The organism is Metabacillus sp. KJ11-3 (genome assembly GCF_055808295.1).
Genome location: NZ_CM147865.1, coordinates 324,321 through 340,024, shown reverse-complemented (window position 1 = coordinate 340,024; position 15,704 = coordinate 324,321). Strand labels below are relative to the sequence as shown.

Annotated in this window: 14 protein-coding genes; 2 read left to right on the top strand and 12 right to left on the bottom strand. The window is 36.8% G+C overall.

Annotation, left to right across the window (positions count from 1 at the left end):
* Positions 1-85: 85 nt before the first annotated feature.
* From AC0L8O_RS01800 to yicI, 6 genes are all read right to left on the bottom strand, one after another.
* The gene (locus tag AC0L8O_RS01800; RefSeq protein ID WP_473446359.1) at positions 86-751 is read right to left on the bottom strand and encodes an SDR family NAD(P)-dependent oxidoreductase; all 666 of its coding nucleotides are present in this window, start codon (positions 749-751) and stop codon (positions 86-88) included.
* A 32-nt stretch (positions 752-783) separates the two neighbouring features.
* On the bottom strand, positions 784-2,001 hold the full coding sequence (locus AC0L8O_RS01795) for a NupC/NupG family nucleoside CNT transporter (protein WP_473446358.1): 1,218 nt from the start codon (positions 1,999-2,001) through the stop codon (positions 784-786).
* Positions 2,002-2,269: 268 nt separating this feature from the next.
* Positions 2,270-3,094, bottom strand: coding sequence for a carbohydrate ABC transporter permease (locus tag AC0L8O_RS01790; RefSeq protein WP_078431417.1), 825 nt, complete (start codon positions 3,092-3,094; stop codon positions 2,270-2,272).
* Entirely contained in the window at positions 3,091-3,954 is an 864-nt protein-coding gene (locus tag AC0L8O_RS01785; protein WP_473446356.1) for a carbohydrate ABC transporter permease, read from the bottom strand. The genes AC0L8O_RS01790 and AC0L8O_RS01785 overlap by 4 nt, the downstream gene beginning before the upstream one ends.
* A 75-nt stretch (positions 3,955-4,029) precedes the next feature.
* Positions 4,030-5,304, bottom strand: coding sequence for an ABC transporter substrate-binding protein (locus tag AC0L8O_RS01780; RefSeq protein ID WP_473446355.1), 1,275 nt, complete (start codon positions 5,302-5,304; stop codon positions 4,030-4,032).
* A 57-nt stretch (positions 5,305-5,361) separates the two neighbouring features.
* Positions 5,362-7,674, bottom strand: coding sequence for an alpha-xylosidase (gene yicI, locus AC0L8O_RS01775; RefSeq protein WP_473446354.1), 2,313 nt, complete (start codon positions 7,672-7,674; stop codon positions 5,362-5,364).
* Positions 7,675-7,818: 144 nt separating this feature from the next.
* Between yicI and AC0L8O_RS01770 the strand changes: the two genes are divergently transcribed.
* On the top strand, positions 7,819-8,694 hold the full coding sequence (locus AC0L8O_RS01770) for an AraC family transcriptional regulator (protein WP_473446353.1): 876 nt from the start codon (positions 7,819-7,821) through the stop codon (positions 8,692-8,694).
* Positions 8,695-8,732: 38 nt separating this feature from the next.
* Here AC0L8O_RS01770 and AC0L8O_RS01765 read toward each other — a convergent pair whose 3' ends face one another.
* From AC0L8O_RS01765 to AC0L8O_RS01740, 6 genes are all read right to left on the bottom strand, one after another.
* Positions 8,733-10,433, bottom strand: a complete 1,701-nt coding sequence (locus AC0L8O_RS01765; protein ID WP_473446351.1) for a methyl-accepting chemotaxis protein — start codon at positions 10,431-10,433, stop codon at positions 8,733-8,735.
* 157 nt (positions 10,434-10,590) lie between these two features.
* Complete coding sequence (locus AC0L8O_RS01760; RefSeq protein ID WP_473446349.1) at positions 10,591-11,346, bottom strand: PHP domain-containing protein; 756 nt, start codon at positions 11,344-11,346, stop codon at positions 10,591-10,593.
* An 18-nt stretch (positions 11,347-11,364) separates the two neighbouring features.
* On the bottom strand, positions 11,365-12,186 hold the full coding sequence (locus AC0L8O_RS01755) for an energy-coupling factor transporter transmembrane component T family protein (RefSeq protein WP_473446348.1): 822 nt from the start codon (positions 12,184-12,186) through the stop codon (positions 11,365-11,367).
* Entirely contained in the window at positions 12,165-12,788 is a 624-nt protein-coding gene (locus tag AC0L8O_RS01750; protein WP_473446347.1) for an energy-coupling factor ABC transporter ATP-binding protein, read from the bottom strand. The genes AC0L8O_RS01755 and AC0L8O_RS01750 overlap by 22 nt, the downstream gene beginning before the upstream one ends.
* Entirely contained in the window at positions 12,724-13,872 is a 1,149-nt protein-coding gene (locus AC0L8O_RS01745; RefSeq protein WP_473446346.1) for an ABC transporter ATP-binding protein, read from the bottom strand. Before AC0L8O_RS01745 ends, AC0L8O_RS01750 begins: the two co-directional genes overlap by 65 nt.
* Positions 13,869-14,726: a DUF8171 family membrane protein gene (locus AC0L8O_RS01740; protein WP_473446345.1), complete on the bottom strand. Its 858-nt coding sequence runs from the start codon at positions 14,724-14,726 to the stop codon at positions 13,869-13,871. Before AC0L8O_RS01740 ends, AC0L8O_RS01745 begins: the two co-directional genes overlap by 4 nt.
* A gap of 158 nt (positions 14,727-14,884) precedes the next feature.
* Between AC0L8O_RS01740 and AC0L8O_RS01735 the strand changes: the two genes are divergently transcribed.
* Entirely contained in the window at positions 14,885-15,700 is an 816-nt protein-coding gene (locus AC0L8O_RS01735) for a MurR/RpiR family transcriptional regulator (protein ID WP_473446344.1), read from the top strand.
* Positions 15,701-15,704: the final 4 nt, after the last annotated feature.

Here is a 15,704-nt window from a genome sequence, read left to right as displayed (position 1 = left end):
ACTATGTAGTGCACGACAGGGTCAATATTTTTTTAGATACAAAAAGCCACCTTTTTAAGGTGACTTCATTCTATATCTGTCCATATTAACTTATTATCATTTGTTCTTCATCTTCCCGTTCAACTATTTCTATCGCAACTTGTTTTGCTGACTTTAATCTGTAGGGATCTTTTATAAAGTCACTGCCTTCCCAGAAAGGTGTATTCATACCGCCCATGTATACAGCAGATACCTTTATGGAGGTATGTTCAAGTTCTTTTATCAGACTTTCAGTAAAACCTCTCACTGCAAATTTGCTTGCTACATAAGCAGTTTCTCTAACTTTCCCGCGCAAACCTGCCGTAGAGATGATATTCATAATCTTTCCTGATTGATGTTCCAAAAATATAGGTAGAACTTCTTTTGTCATGAAAATCGTTCCTTTTATATTTGTATCGATCATCTGACTTATTTCTTCTACAGAAAGATCCTGCAGGTTTCCAAAATAACCGATTCCTGCATTATTAATAAGCATATCTATCTTCTCTATTCTTACAAGGTGTTCTATCAACTTTTTAACTGCTTGTCCATCGCTAATATCACACATAGCGACGAGAGAAGAACCTTTCGTCATTTTAATCAATTCTTTTACTTTATTTAAAGATTCCTTTGTTCTTCCAACTAAAATGATTCGGTCTCCTCTTTTTGCATATGCAAGTGCGAGTTCTTTTCCCAGTCCGGTTCCAGCACCTGTAATTAAAATTGTTTTCATTTGTTCTCCTCTTCACTTTAAATAGAAACTACTTAAATAAAGATGCCAGCAATTGCTGCACTTAATAAGGAAGCTAACATCCCTGCTGCAACTGCACGAAGACCGAGTTTTGCAATATCAGGACGACGACTTGGAGCAAGTCCGCCTAACCCGCCTAAAAGAATGGCCATTGAACTTAAATTGGCAAAACCACAAAGGGCAAAGCTGACAACCATAACTGTTTTAGGTGTTAGTTGTTCGATCTGTGGTGCAAAAGAAGAGTAGGCAACAAATTCATTTAACACTAACTTTTGGCCGATAAAGCTTCCTGCCGTCACAGCTTCAGACCATGGAACACCGATCGCAAATGCTATAGGTGAGAATACAAACCCTAAAATTGATTCAAGTGATAGAGCATCATACCCAAAGATACCACCGATTCCACCTAATATTCCGTTGATTAATGCAATTAAAGCAATAAATGCAATTAACATTGCACCTACATTTAATGCAAGTGTTAATCCATCTCCAGCACCACGCGCAGCGGCGTCTATAACATTTACAGCTTCTTTATCTTTTTCCATTTCCAATGATTTTGCCGTTTCCGGTTGTTCTGTTTCTGGAATCATTAGTTTAGCCAGGACCAATCCTGCCGGAGCTGCCATAAAACTAGCTGCTAATAAATATTCGAGTGGAACTCCCAATAAAGCGTAACCGACAAGCACAGAACCAGCTACTGAAGCCAATCCGCCAGTCATAACTGCAAATAGCTCTGATTTTGTCATTTTATCTAAAAATGGACGAATCACAAGAGGTGCCTCAGTTTGTCCTACAAAAATATTTGCAGCTGCAGACATAGACTCAGCTTTACTCGTTCCTAACAGCTTTGATAATCCTCCACCAATTATTTTAATAAACCACTGCATGATTCCTAAATAATATAAAACTGAGATTAAAGAAGAAAAGAAGATAATAATACTCAAAACTTGAAACGCAAAGATAAATCCTAATGAGGATTCCGCATTTGCTAAGGGACCAAATACAAACGTAAGTCCTTCACTTGCATAATTGATAATATCTTGAACCCTCATCGTTAACCACTCTAAAGCCGTTCTCCCTGCTTCCCATTTTAAAACAATGAATGCGAATAAAATCTGTATCGCTAAACCTCCAAAAATCGTACGATAATTGATTGCCTTCTTTTGGCTTGATAGTAGAAATGCAATTCCTAAAACAACAACAATCCCAAAAATTCCCCATAATAAATTCATGTTTATCACCTCAAAAATTTGTAACTTTTTATATTGTTTGCAGAAACATATGAAATAATAAAAAAATTTTCTATTATCATTAATGACTTGTTGGACGTCGAACAACTATATGTAATTGAAAGCCCTTTCATTAAGTCCCACATACACATTATAAAGGTATGATGTCTAACAACTCAAGTGTTTTCCTACAAAAAGATGATTTTTTTGGTACAGAGGGACAGGTTCCCTGTCCCAAATAATGAAAAAGAACGAGGTTTCACCCTCGTCCCTACTTGACTGCTCCATCAGAAATTCCTTTAATAATATATTTCTGCAGAAACATATATACAACTATTATTGGAATAATACCGATAACTAATGCAGCTAAAGCCAAATGCCATTGTTTCGAATATTCTCCAAAGAAGTAGAACATTTTTAACGGAATTGTATATAATCCTTCCTTATTTATTACAAGTGATGGAAGCAAATAGTCATTCCAGAACCAAATTGCATTTAACACAATAACTGTGACAGTCGTTGGTTTTAACATTGGCAAAATAATATACCGGTAAACCTGGAATCGATTACACCCATCAATAATAGCTGCTTCATCTAGCGCTTTCGGTATACCCCTTAAAGCACCAAAGTATAAGAAAACAGCTAAGCTTGACCCTAACCCTAAATACATGATCATCAATCCTGCTCGATTTAACATATCGAATGAGCCAAAAATCGAAACTAACGGAATCATGATTGATTGGAATGGAATTAGCATACATATTGCAAAGATAAAATAAATGATTGAGCTTGTTTTTCCCTGTCTACGTGACAGGGCATAAGCAGCCATTGAGGTACATATGCAAATAAGAAAAATACTTACCACTGTAATGATGACTGAGTTTATAAAGCTTTGAATAAAATCTAAAGCAGTAAAGGCTTCAGGGTAGTTGGCCAAGGTCCCCTCTGAAGGAAAAGAAAGGGTATTAACAAAAATCTCAGCTTTTGTCTTAAACGAATTGACTATCACTAGATAGAACGGGTAAAACCAAATGATTGAAAGTAATAGTCCAAGCAAAATAAATCCGTACGTTTTTGCTTTATTTTGTGCAATCATAAGTCAGTCTCCCTCTTTCTAGTCATGTATAGTTGGATCACTGAAATTGCCGTTATAATAAGCAGGAAAATAATCGCTTTTGCTTGTGCATACCCCATTTCTTGAACCTTAAATGCAGTATCATATATATTCATCGTGGCCATCTGAGTGGAGCTGAATGGTCCTCCTGCTGTTAACGCCATATTTTGATCATATACTTTAAATGCGTTAGATAGTGATAGAAATAAACTAACCGTAAATGCCGGGGCTAGTAATGGGAATTTAATTCTCCAAAAACGTTGCCATACATTAGCACCATCAATTGTAGACGCTTCAATTAATTCATCCGGGATATTATTTAAAAACGAAATATAGATAATCATAATATAACCGCTCATTTGCCAGATAAATAGAATGACCAATCCCCAAAATCCTGTTTCTGTATCCGATAACCAGCCTTTAAAAAATTCCAAGCCTGTAAGCTCTGCTACTCCTTCAAAAGCTTTTAGGAAAATAAACTGCCAAATAAACCCTAAAATAATCCCGCCAATTAAGTTCGGCATAAAAAACACTGTTCGGAAAACTGTATTAAATTTCCCCATTTTTTGTGTAACAAACAATGCTAAAAGCAAGCCAATAACATTAATTCCAATAATAGAGGCAATCGAAAATCCTCCTGTAAAGATAAGACTATATAAAAATTGATCATCTTTAAAGAGATTGATGTAATTCTCAAAACCTACGAATTCTTTTACTTGAAACCCGTTGTATTCTGTAAAGGAATAGTAGACACCTTGGAAAAAGGGAATTATTAAAACAATAGCTAACGCAGCTATACATGGAGCCAGAAATAGCCAGTAGGTGAGGTTTTTCATTTTCATTATGCTCACACCCTTTATATAAAATAGCGAATGGAATAAGGAATCATCATTCCCCATTCCATTCAGATCCAAAAATTAACGCATTTCCGTAAATTTCTCACTAGCTGTTTTTTCAAGATCTTCCCAAGAAATATCCCCATTTAAATATTTTTGGTACTCCGGAAAGAATGATGTCTGAGAGAATCCGCTCGGATATTGATTATGAGCCCATACTCTTGATTTTCCGTCTAACAGCATTTGATAGACTTCTTTTGAGACTGGATCTGTTATACTGTCAATCTCATATCCTTCATGTGCTGGAATATATTTAAATTCTTCAACAATTTGTTGTTTTCCATAATCAGATGTATACATCCAATCAATAAAGTCCTTAGATGCCTCAACGACTTTCTCATCATGCTCTTTATTAATTCCCCAGAACCATGATGGACCCGCACTGATGTAACCGTCGGTGTCACTATCAACAAATAGTGGTAAAATACCTAATTTTTCTTTGGAAAATTCAGTGTCAATGCCGTCAAGTGATGGTACAATCCAGTTTCCTTGGTGGATGATCGCTACTTTATTGTTTGTGAAAAGTTCTTCAACAGATGTACTATAATCTAATGACAAAATTGGCTGTACATTATATTTGTTTAGTAAATCTGTATACTCTTTCATTCGATCTCCATATTTAAATGTAAGCTCAGTAGCTTCGTATGCAACTTGTAGATCATTATCAAATTCAGGTGCTGTAAAGTGATTAGAAAATTGACTCGTTACCCAATCTTCTTTCCCGCTGTATCCAAACACAGCTTCCAGTCCAAGCTCTTCTTTTTTACTATCGATTGTTTCAACTGCCTTCGCAAAATCATCATAGCTTGCAATCGATGCAGGATCTACTCCGGCAGCTTCAAAAATTTCTTTATTGATCATCCAGCCGAAGCCTTCAATATTTAATGGAATTCCATAAGGCGTCCCATCAACAGTTGAGCCTTGTAATGTTCCCTCAATAGCTGTTTTTGCTGATTCCATTTCAGAAACATCTAATAAATAGTTTTGATATTTTTCAACATCAGATAAACCGCCTAATAAAAAGATGGCCGGATCTTCATTTGATGAAAACTTTGCTTGTAAAGCTGAAGCTGCGTCTTGTCCGCCGCCAACAGTTGTTAAGCGAATATCCACATCTTCATGTTCACTTTCATATTTCTCAATCATTGCTTCCAACTGATCTTTTGTTTCTACTTTTATATTAAAAACGTCAACAACAGTACCGGCATCACCACCACTGCCTCCTGAAGAACAACCTGCCAACAATCCACCTACTAAAAGAGCTGTACCTAAACCTTTGATCATGTTCTTTTTCATAGTGTAATACCCCCTCTTATGATATGGAAGAGTGTGATAGTCACACTCTTTGACAACTTACAAAGTTATATCTAACTTCTGTGATCCATTAAGATTTACCCTAACTCCATCTCTGCTTGAATCAACTTCACCTGCTGAAACAGACGTAATGCTTTCATATCCTGCAAGAAGAATAGAGTACGTTAAACCTTCCATGGATGTTTCAATATGAATGCTGTTATTTTGTTTAACCGCTTTAATTTCTCCTTTAATGTTTCCATTTATATCTGTGACAAAAGCTGTTGCTTGTTGATTATCCTGTAACTGATAAAGTTCAAATGTAACATTATTAGCAAACTCATAATCCGGACGGTCGTCATCATGACCGACCGCTAAAATGCTATTTTCTTTTATAAATAATGGAAGACTTAGATAATCATAGTTTTCTGTTCTCCAAGTTCCGCCTTCAACAACTTCTTTTGTTAAATAGTGAGTCCATTTACCTTGTGGAAGGTAGTAAGAGCCTACTCCTTCTTCGTTCATAATAGGTGCAACCAACAGGCTGTTTCCGAGCATATACTGACGATCAAGCACATGTGTATTTGGATCTTCAGCAAATTCCAGTAGCATCGGTCTCATAACCGGGACACCTGTATGATGATTTTCAACAGATGCACTATACAAATACGGCATTAAACGGTTTTTCAATTTAGAGAAATGCTTTGTTACGTCTACCGCTTCTTCGTCAAACAGCCATGGAACACGGTATGATGAACTACCGTGAAGACGGCTGTGGCTGGACAATAGACCAAAAGCAAGCCAACGTTTAAAGAGATCAGGACTTGCTGTATTTTCAAATCCACCGATATCATGACTCCAATAACCAAAGCCTGATAATGATAGTGAAAGGCCTCCGCGTAAGCTTTCTGCCATTGATTCATATGTGGCATTACAATCCCCGCCCCAATGGACTGGAAATTGCTGACTACCTACAGCAGCTGATCTAGCGAAAACAACAGCTTCCTGTTTTCCTTTTTCTTCCTCAAGTAAGTCAAAAACTACTTTATTATAGAGATAAGCATAATAGTTATGCATACGCTGTGGATCAGAACCATCAAAATAAACAACATCAGTTGGAATTCTTTCACCAAAATCAGTCTTAAAGCTATCCACACCCATATCAAGCAATCCTTTTAATTTCAAGCAATACCACTCACTTGCTGCCGGGTTTGTAAAGTCAACAACTCCCATTCCAGCCTGCCATAAATCCCATTGCCATACATCACCGTTAGGCTTTTTCAACAGGTATCCGTTTTCTACTGCTTCATCAAAAAGCTTAGACTTTTCAGCAATATAAGGATTAATCCACACACAAATTTTTAAGCCTTTATCTTTTAATCTCTTTAACATTGCCTCTGGCTCAGGGAAAGCATCTTTATCCCATTCAAAATTACACCATTCAAATTCTTTCATCCAAAAGCAATCAAAGTGGAACACACTTAATGGGATGTTACGCTCTGCCATTCCATCGACAAAATGAGTAACTGTTTCCTCGTTATAGTCAGTTGTAAAAGAGGTGGTCAGCCATAACCCATATGACCATGCTGGCGGAAGTGCCGGTTTACCCGTTAACTCCGTATAGTTCGCTAATACTTCTTTAGGTGTATCTCCACCAATTAGGAAATACTCAATGCATTCACCCTCAACACTGAACTGTGTTTTTGAAACAGCTTCTGAAGCAATTTCAAAACTCACGTTTTCGGGATGGTTTACTAATACACCATAGCCCTTGTTACTTAAGAAAAATGGAATGTTTTTATAAGATTGCTCCGAACTAGTTCCACCATCTTCATTCCAAGTATCAACAATTTGTCCGTTTTTAACATATGGAGTGAAACGCTCACCAAGACCGTATAGGTATTCACCAACACCGATGTTTAACTGACCTCGCATATAACTTTCTTTCTCAGGGCCTTTAATCCATGCAACTCCTTTTGAATCAATTGAGGTTAGTACTTGATTACCTTGAGTAAATGTAATGTTAAAAGGCTTATGCTGAATGTTTACGCTTACATTCCCGCTATTTAAAATTGTTTGTTCTTCATTTTGCTCACACTCTAACGGAAGGAGCTCATTTTTAAAGTCAAATTCCGGTGTTTTCGTTCTTGTACCTTTATGATGCCAAGCCTTGACTTTAATGACATTTTTCATTGGAGATGACAACTGAATCGTTAAAGATGGTAAATTTAATGTGTCTCCTCTATGTTGAATATCTTTACATGGTGCGTAAAGTGTCACCGTATTTTCATTTATCACAACATCACGAACATTTCTTGGATGTTGAATATCATAGCCTTCTTTTGTCAGCCAAAAGCCATCAGTAAATTTCATAAAAACACTCCTTATCTATACATTCATTTGCTGTTATATTTATTTTTTATCTTACAATTGAAATTATAGTGATAAAAATGCAGCAATTCTTGCACAATTTCAACAATTAATTGTACAATTCTGATATATAGAGGAGATGATAGTATGAACAAGCATAATCTGCTTGAGGATCGTGTACATGGAGATTCTATGTTTCCTTTTCGTATTTACATGGTGGATTATCTCGATGGACAAGTGATCTTTAACATGCATTGGCATCCTGAGTTGGAGTTTATTTATGTGGAAAAAGGACCGATCAATGTACAAGTGGGGACAAAACAATATCGATTAGAAGAAGGAACCGGTTGCTTTATTCCAGGCGAACAATTACACGGTGCCTACCCTTGTGGTGACAAGCCTTTTAAGCTCCATGCTGTCGTTTTTTCGATCGATTTGTTACGAAGCTTTGGGTATGATTTAATAGAAAGTCATTATTTAGAGGCTATTAAGAAATTTTCTTTTATTCACTCTATGAAACTTACACCACAAACATCAGAAGAACGAATGATGTTAAAGACCATTGCCAGCATCATTGAGGCTTATTCTACAAAGGAAACAAGCTATGAACTCAAGGTAAAGGGATATCTTTTTCTTTTATTTGCAGATATTTTCAAGAAACAATCTTGGATTCATAATGAGGAAGTAACACAAAAGGACTTAACAAAAACAGAGCTATTAAAAAAAGTTCTTCAATATATTGATGGACATTACAAGGAAAAACTATCCGTGCTGGATCTTGCTTCACAGGTTCAAATGAGTGAAGGTCATTTTAGTCGATTTTTCAGATCACTTGTCCGGATGACACCGATGGAGTACATTAACACCATTCGAATTAATAAAGCATGTATATTACTACTAAAATCGGAACGAAAAATGCTGGATATTGCAATGGACGTGGGGTTTCAGAACCAAAGTTACTTTATTCGGTTGTTTAAAAGACAGAAGGGGTGTACACCGAAGGAGTATAGAGGTGGAGTGTAGGTCCCTTGTACCGTAAACGGGACAAGGGACCTGTACCATTAAGATGAAAATGTTTTTAATAATCCGTTTAGTTCTTCGGAAAGTGTTGCTAGTTGGTTTGCGCTTCCGGCAATTTCTTCCATTGAGGTGCTTGTCTGTTGTATGGATGCTGCTGTTTGTTCAATTCCTGCAGCAGATTCTTCAGAAATCGACGCAATGTCTTCGATTGAATTACTCATTTTTCCACAGTCCTGGTCGATTTCAACTAATCTTATCGCTACTCCTTGAATTTTATCAACAACCTCTGAAATCGCGTGGTGCATTTCATCAAACGTTTTTCCTGTTGTTTGAATATCCTCAGTCCCTTTTTCCACTTCACTATATCCCTCTTCAAGTGATGTCACAACATTTTCCGATTCCAATTGAATGTTGTGAACGATTCCGGTAATATCTGTGATGGAAAGAGATACTTGTTCCGCTAACTTACGGACTTCACTTGCTACAACAGCAAAACCCTTTCCATGCTCACCTGCTCTTGCCGCTTCGATTGCAGCGTTTAATGCAAGGAGGTTCGTTTGCTCAGCTATTGATTGAATAACCCCGACAAGCTTTGAAATTTCCTTTGATTGCTGATCTAAGTTTTTCACTTTTTCAACAGAACCTTTTACAATGTTATTGATTTTCTTCATCTGTTCAATTGACGAATTCATTAACTGTTGCCCTTCTTCTGTTAAGGATTGAACAGACACTGCTGAAAATACAATCGTTTCACCAAATGAGTTGGACTCTTTTATTTTTTCACCAAATGTACTCATTGTTTCAGCAAGCTCAGAAGAAGCATTCGCTTGTGACTCGGACCCAAGTGATAGTTCCTGCATAGTAGCTGCAACATGAATACCACTTTCTTTTACTTCATTAGATGACTGCATCAATTCTTCACTTTGCATAGACACTGTTTCAGAAACATTAGTAATCCGTTTCATCATGTCACGTAAATTCTGAAGCATGGTATTCATAGCAAAACTAAGCTTTCCAAGCTCATCTTTACTGTCATAGTTACTAGCTTCAACAGATAAATTACCATTGGATATTTCATTCGCCATATGAATAACATTGTTTAACGACTTTTGAATCATTCGATTGATCACAATGGCAATTGTAACTCCCAAGATTATGGCAATACCAATAGAAATAAATAAAACAAATATAGATCTGGTGATACTATCCTTTGTTTCCTTAAGTGCATCTTCGCGAGAATTATTAATCAACTCGCGTAATTCCCCTAGGTATCTTACCGCTTCATTACTTAATGACTGAGTGAAAACTCGATTCGTATTAATATTCTCCGTATTCCCAGCAGCCACATCTTTCACAATTTCCTCTAAAAATACGTCATTCATTTTACTATCAGTATTTTGGATATAGGTAAATAATTTTTCCTCATCCTTTGTATTGATAGAAGAGATGAGTTCTTCCTGAAGAGCATTGAACTCTTTACGCTTTTCTTCAAAAGCCGTTACAAACTTTTCTTCCGGTGAATTAATATAATCCGCTATCATAATATTTTTCTCTCTAAATATAGCCATCATTTCTGTTGTCTTAATCGCTCGATCTCCTCTTCTCTCAAGCGCTGACAACTGATCTTGGACATTTTGCATTTCGCTAAAAATAATAAACGAAGAAACAATAAAGAGAATAAAAGAAAAAACAAGTGCTAGACTATACTTCCAACCTAGCTTTAAATTCCTAAAAAGTTTCATAAAACTGCCCCCATACACTATAAATAATCCTACTATATTACTATCGGCATAAATTGTAAGCACTTAAATAGAATATCTAAAATTTCATCTAACATTTTCGTGGTACAGGGGGACAGGTACCTTGACCCAATAAAAAACAGGACAAATTACTGTCCTGTTAAACCGCCATAAGCTGCTTTATTAACTTTTTTGTTAGTGAGGCAGATCGTACACGTAAGTGTAAATCAGGTGAGATATAAATTGTGAAAGCATTGTCTTTAATTGCCCTTTTCACTTCATTTATTGTATTGTAGTGACCATTGAATTCATTTACGATCGAGCCGTATTGAAGGAATTGGTGAGTATCACTTCCTCCTACTATTGGCAACTCCAGTTCTTCAGCGAATCCATAAACATATTTTTGATTTTCTTCAATTCCGATTGAATGAAGATCTTTACCGTTTAAATCTAGGGCATCCAATCGTTTCAGCTGAAATGGCTTGTGCTGGGTAAGCGGTGTACTTGGTCGGAATGGATGTCCGCCTATTTTAATTGTTTCAAAGGATTCTGCAAGGTCCATTAGGTCTGAAAAAGGGATAAAATTCTCTTCGTCCAGATGATATTTTAATTCATGATAGATGGCTAAAATGGATTCACGGCGACTGATTAACAAAATGTGGCCAACTTCCTTTACATCGACTTCAATTCCAGGGAAAATCTTCAAACCACCTACATCATAGTAATCATTTGTATAGGGATAGTGAGCGTCTAAAAAGTCATATACATCAAGAAAATTCAACGTATTAAAATGCTCTGTTAAGGCAATTGCATCAAGACCGGCTTCTTTTGCCTCCCTTGTCATTTCCCGAAAGTATGCCGGATCAAAGTTCGATTTTTTTGATATTTTGATATGAGTATGAAAGTCCATCTTCATTGATAAACCCCTCCATTTTTATTTGTGAAAATTACCTGCTACCATGAGAACGATAATATAAAAAATACTTGTGGTGAGAAATAGAACATCCTTCCGGCCAATGCTCAGAGATTGAAGCTTTAATTTTTTCACTGCAGGATTAGTAAAAGCATTTTTACTGCCCTTTGTTTCAAGTGCTTCAACAGTTGTTCTTGCTCGTTTAGCTGTGCTTAAAAGCAACGGGTAGAAGGACATCACCGCTAATTTAATGAAGTAACTTGCTGTCTTCCAATAGAAAACACCTCTTTTCTCAGGTGCTTTCCCTCTTAATCTGTATGACATAAAGACATGGTTGTATTCTTCTAATAACAAAGGAAGCATTCGATAACCATATGAAATCGAAAAAGAAACTTGACCTGGTACACCGATACTTAATAAGCCCACACTTAATTTTTCAGGACTCATAGAGCAAAATACTGTTATACTGGCAAGCGAAATGACAGCCAGTTTTACCGTTAACATTAATAACGGCAATAGGACAGCCATATCTCCTCCAAAGAAAAGAGATGCAATGAGTAAATAACCGCCTTGCCCGAGTAACCCCAGAATTAAAATAAAGAGGATTAACCTGCTTACTTTTGTCAAAATTGTTGTTATTATCGTGAAAGTTAACAGCCCGAATAAAACAAGTTCATTATGAATAAACCAAGGGGCTATCCCAAAAAATCCGTACCACATGAATAATATTCGCGGATCCAATTTTGCAATAAATGTCTGATCGTTAGCATACGCTGTATTCATCAATTCGATTTTCACTTGTTCAACACTTAACTTATCAATCAAGCTTTTTGCATATTCCATCTTGTTTCCTCCTGGTATTGTTCCACAAATGAATCAATTGAATAAGCAGCAGGTGACAGCTGCAACCTATGGCTAAGTTCAACAATTTGCGGAGGGACAATGCCTGCCTTTCTCATTAAAAACAGATCTGAAAACAAGCCTTCCTTGTCACCATCATAGATCACTTGTCCATCATGCATGACAACAACACGTGTTGCCCACTCGCTAACCAATTGCATATCATGTGTGGCGATCATAACTAACTCCGTGTGATGGTCCAACATATGAATGAATTGAACAAGCTGTTTCCGTGTTGCAATATCAAGGTTTGCCGTTGGTTCATCTAATAGAATAATAGCTGGATCCATCGCTGCCCCAATCGCAAGCGAAGCACGCCGTTGTTGCCCACCACTCATGAGACGGCTGTCTTTATTCTGCAAATCCGATAAGTTAAAAAGCTCGAGAATATGATCAACTCTTTCTTTATATCCTTTTCGACTGCGAGCCTTTAAGAAAAACTCAACATCTTTACGAACAGAATCCTCAATAAACATTTGTTCAGGATTTTGGTATATATATGTCACGATATCCGCTAATTGCTCGGGTGAATGTTTTGACGTCAAATGCCCCATCACATTTACGGTTCCAGAAGCAAGGCTTACGAAATCCCGTTAAGAGCCGCATTAATGTTGACTTTCCGGCTCCATTATTCCCAACAAGAGCTACTTTTTCCCCTTTATAGAAGGTGACATTAATATTTTTTAAGATATGATGAAAAGATCGATCGACCGTCTTATATGAGAATTCAACATCATGAAATGACACTGCTTCTTCCCTTTGTCCTAATGAGATAGATGGTGAACATGTAGTATGATTAGAAACTAATTTATTTGTAAAATACTTTTCAGCTTCTGCCAATGTAATTGGCAGAACAGGAGATCCACCAAGTTCAATTGCTGCTTGTGTTACCTGCGGAGGATAAATATTGCGTTCCATTAACTCTTCCACAGCTGTAAGTGCTTCTTTAACAGGTCTCTTCCATACAGCTTGCCCTTTGTCTACCAACAAAACAGTTGAACAATAGTCAGCAATAAACTCTGTATGATGTTCGATAACAATAATCGTTTTACCATAATCTTCATGAAGCTTTTTTAAGATCTCGTACATTTTTTTTGCGTGATGCGGATCTAATTGTGCAATTGGTTCATCAAGAACTAGAATATCGGGACTAAGAGCTAGACAGCCGGCAAGTGCAAGTAAATGCTTTTGACCACCACTGAGTTGCCACACAAACTCCTGCTCACAATCCTCAAGTTCTACTAAGCGGAGAGCTTCCCGAGCACGTTCCTTATAGTCTGCATATCCAAAATTCAGTGGAGCAAACGCCGCATCTTCAAGCACTCTCGCCTGAACTAGCTGGTTTTCGAAATCCTGATACACATAGCCAACATGTGCTGAAAGGTCGGCAACATTACTTGTTGCTACATCCAACCCATTGATCGTCGCCTTGCCTTCAAAATCCCCTGTGTAATAATGAGGGATTAAACCGTTCAATAACTTGCATAATGTGGATTTTCCACTTCCATTTCCTCCGATAATGGCTAAAAACTCCCCTGGTTCTACCGTCACATCCATATTCCGTAATATGGCTTCTTCTTCACTTGGATATGTAAAGGTGACATTTTCAATGCTAATAACAGGTTTCATGCTGCATTTTTCCTTTCTTTTTTGGAACGGGAAATCGTCATATATATAATTAGTGCAGCAACAATCCCTGCTACTCCAATACTGATCCATGTTAATGTTGATTCAGAGTCTTCAGCAAACGAAGCTTCCCATTCAAAGACATTTAAGTCTGTTTCAGATAAAAATTCAAACCCAAATGCAGAAAACGCAAGAATGACTGAGAAAATAACAAGCTTTGGATGTAGAATTCCGCGAATGGAGTGTGCATTCTCACGAGTCCGCGGTTTCATACCGAGCAGTGGTTCAATCTTTCCGTATAAACGCGGGACAAGATACAAGGTAGGTAATAAAGCAAATAAAATTCCTGAAAACAAAACATCATTTAAAAAGGCAAAACCTTCTACAATGACAACACTCTCTGCAAGTCCCGGAAGCACTTCAAAGTCATCAACACCAATCCAAACCTTCCCTATATCAACCATCATGCTAATTAACTGATGAATAATGACTCCCGAAATCGCCGCAATACCAACCTGGCGCTTGTTTGTCGGATCACTTACCATAATCCCCGCAATATACATTGCCAAAGAAAAGGCAATAAATTTTTCAAGCTCTCCAAAACCGCCAAATTGACCGAGCATTAATTCACCAAAAATCACTTCACCTAATGCTGCACCTACAGCTGCGTACAATGGATGAAACAAGATACAAAGAGTTAGAGGAATAAAAGCAAAATACTCAATAGAAAATTCAACAGGACCTAGATAAACGGATGGGACAAGTTCTGTAATCATGTTTGATAAGCCGTAAAGAGACATGGATAAGATAAAGACCATCATTTTTTGAGACTGTGTTAATGTGTACTGTTTTTTCATAGTTTTCCCTCCTTAAGTTATTTCCTCTTTATTTTAAGAAGGGAATTTAAACCTGTGATAGTGTTCATGTAAAGCTTATGTAAAATTATTATCATTTTCTTTCATTTTGATATTTTTTTATCAAAAGATGCTAGCATAATAGAAAAAGGAGAATGATAATGTTTGAGTTACATGCCCTTTCACTAAGTCAACTAAAAATAGGACGTTGGATACTCCATAATGAATCCACTGTGATGATCGCAACTGAAAAAGATATTGCACAAGCAGTTGGAGTAAGTGTTGCATCTGTATCACGTTTGTGGAAAACCATCGGATATGAGAATTTAAAAGATTATAAACAAAAATTAAAGGAAAAGCGTGACATAACTCCGGCAAAAAAGATATTAAAAACCGTGATTGACTTGGAGTATACAGACGTTCAACGTCATCATTTAAATCGCAGTATTCATCATCTTCAATCAACATTGAACCATTTTCATAGAGATCAGTTTGAAAAAGCAATCAACATCATTCGTAAAGTAAAATGTCTGTTTATCTATGCTCCCGGCCCTTCTCTCAGTCTTGGAGAGCTTTTAACCTATCGGCTTAGACGCTACGGAATAGATGTAAAATTGATCAAATGGATGGGAAGCGAGATATTGGAGGAACTTATTCACATTAATAATCAAAGTGCAGTATTACTATTCAGCTTTAGCCGATTATTAAAAGAAGCCGAGGTTCTTTTAAAACATGCAAAAGATACAAGGTGTAGCACGATTGTAATAAGTGATGAATTCATGCTCGATACTCCCTATCCTGTTGATGTGTTTTTGTATGCAGAACGTGGAGAAAAAGATGAATTCCACTCTATGATTGCACCGCTTTTTTTAATAGAAAACTTAATAGTGGAAATAGGTAAAATAGAAGACTCCATGATTCATATGGAGTTACTTGATAAGATGCGAAAACTATACAAGGAGGATCTTCCGAGGTGAATAG

Coding starts and splice junctions, on each gene's coding strand:
- AC0L8O_RS01785 (WP_473446356.1), bottom strand. CDS start 3,954: ATGAAAATGAAAAACCTCACCTACTGGCTATTTCTGGCTCCATGTATA.
- AC0L8O_RS01780 (WP_473446355.1), bottom strand. CDS start 5,304: ATGAAAAAGAACATGATCAAAGGTTTAGGTACAGCTCTTTTAGTAGGT.
- AC0L8O_RS01790 (WP_078431417.1), bottom strand. CDS start 3,094: ATGATTGCACAAAATAAAGCAAAAACGTACGGATTTATTTTGCTTGGA.
- AC0L8O_RS01745 (WP_473446346.1), bottom strand. CDS start 13,872: ATGAAACCTGTTATTAGCATTGAAAATGTCACCTTTACATATCCAAGT.
- AC0L8O_RS01770 (WP_473446353.1), top strand. CDS start 7,819: ATGAACAAGCATAATCTGCTTGAGGATCGTGTACATGGAGATTCTATG.
- AC0L8O_RS01755 (WP_473446348.1), bottom strand. CDS start 12,186: ATGGAATATGCAAAAAGCTTGATTGATAAGTTAAGTGTTGAACAAGTG.
- AC0L8O_RS01765 (WP_473446351.1), bottom strand. CDS start 10,433: ATGAAACTTTTTAGGAATTTAAAGCTAGGTTGGAAGTATAGTCTAGCA.
- AC0L8O_RS01795 (WP_473446358.1), bottom strand. CDS start 2,001: ATGAATTTATTATGGGGAATTTTTGGGATTGTTGTTGTTTTAGGAATT.
- AC0L8O_RS01760 (WP_473446349.1), bottom strand. CDS start 11,346: ATGAAGATGGACTTTCATACTCATATCAAAATATCAAAAAAATCGAAC.
- yicI (WP_473446354.1), bottom strand. CDS start 7,674: ATGAAATTTACTGATGGCTTTTGGCTGACAAAAGAAGGCTATGATATT.
- AC0L8O_RS01800 (WP_473446359.1), bottom strand. CDS start 751: ATGAAAACAATTTTAATTACAGGTGCTGGAACCGGACTGGGAAAAGAA.
- AC0L8O_RS01740 (WP_473446345.1), bottom strand. CDS start 14,726: ATGAAAAAACAGTACACATTAACACAGTCTCAAAAAATGATGGTCTTT.
- AC0L8O_RS01735 (WP_473446344.1), top strand. CDS start 14,885: ATGTTTGAGTTACATGCCCTTTCACTAAGTCAACTAAAAATAGGACGT.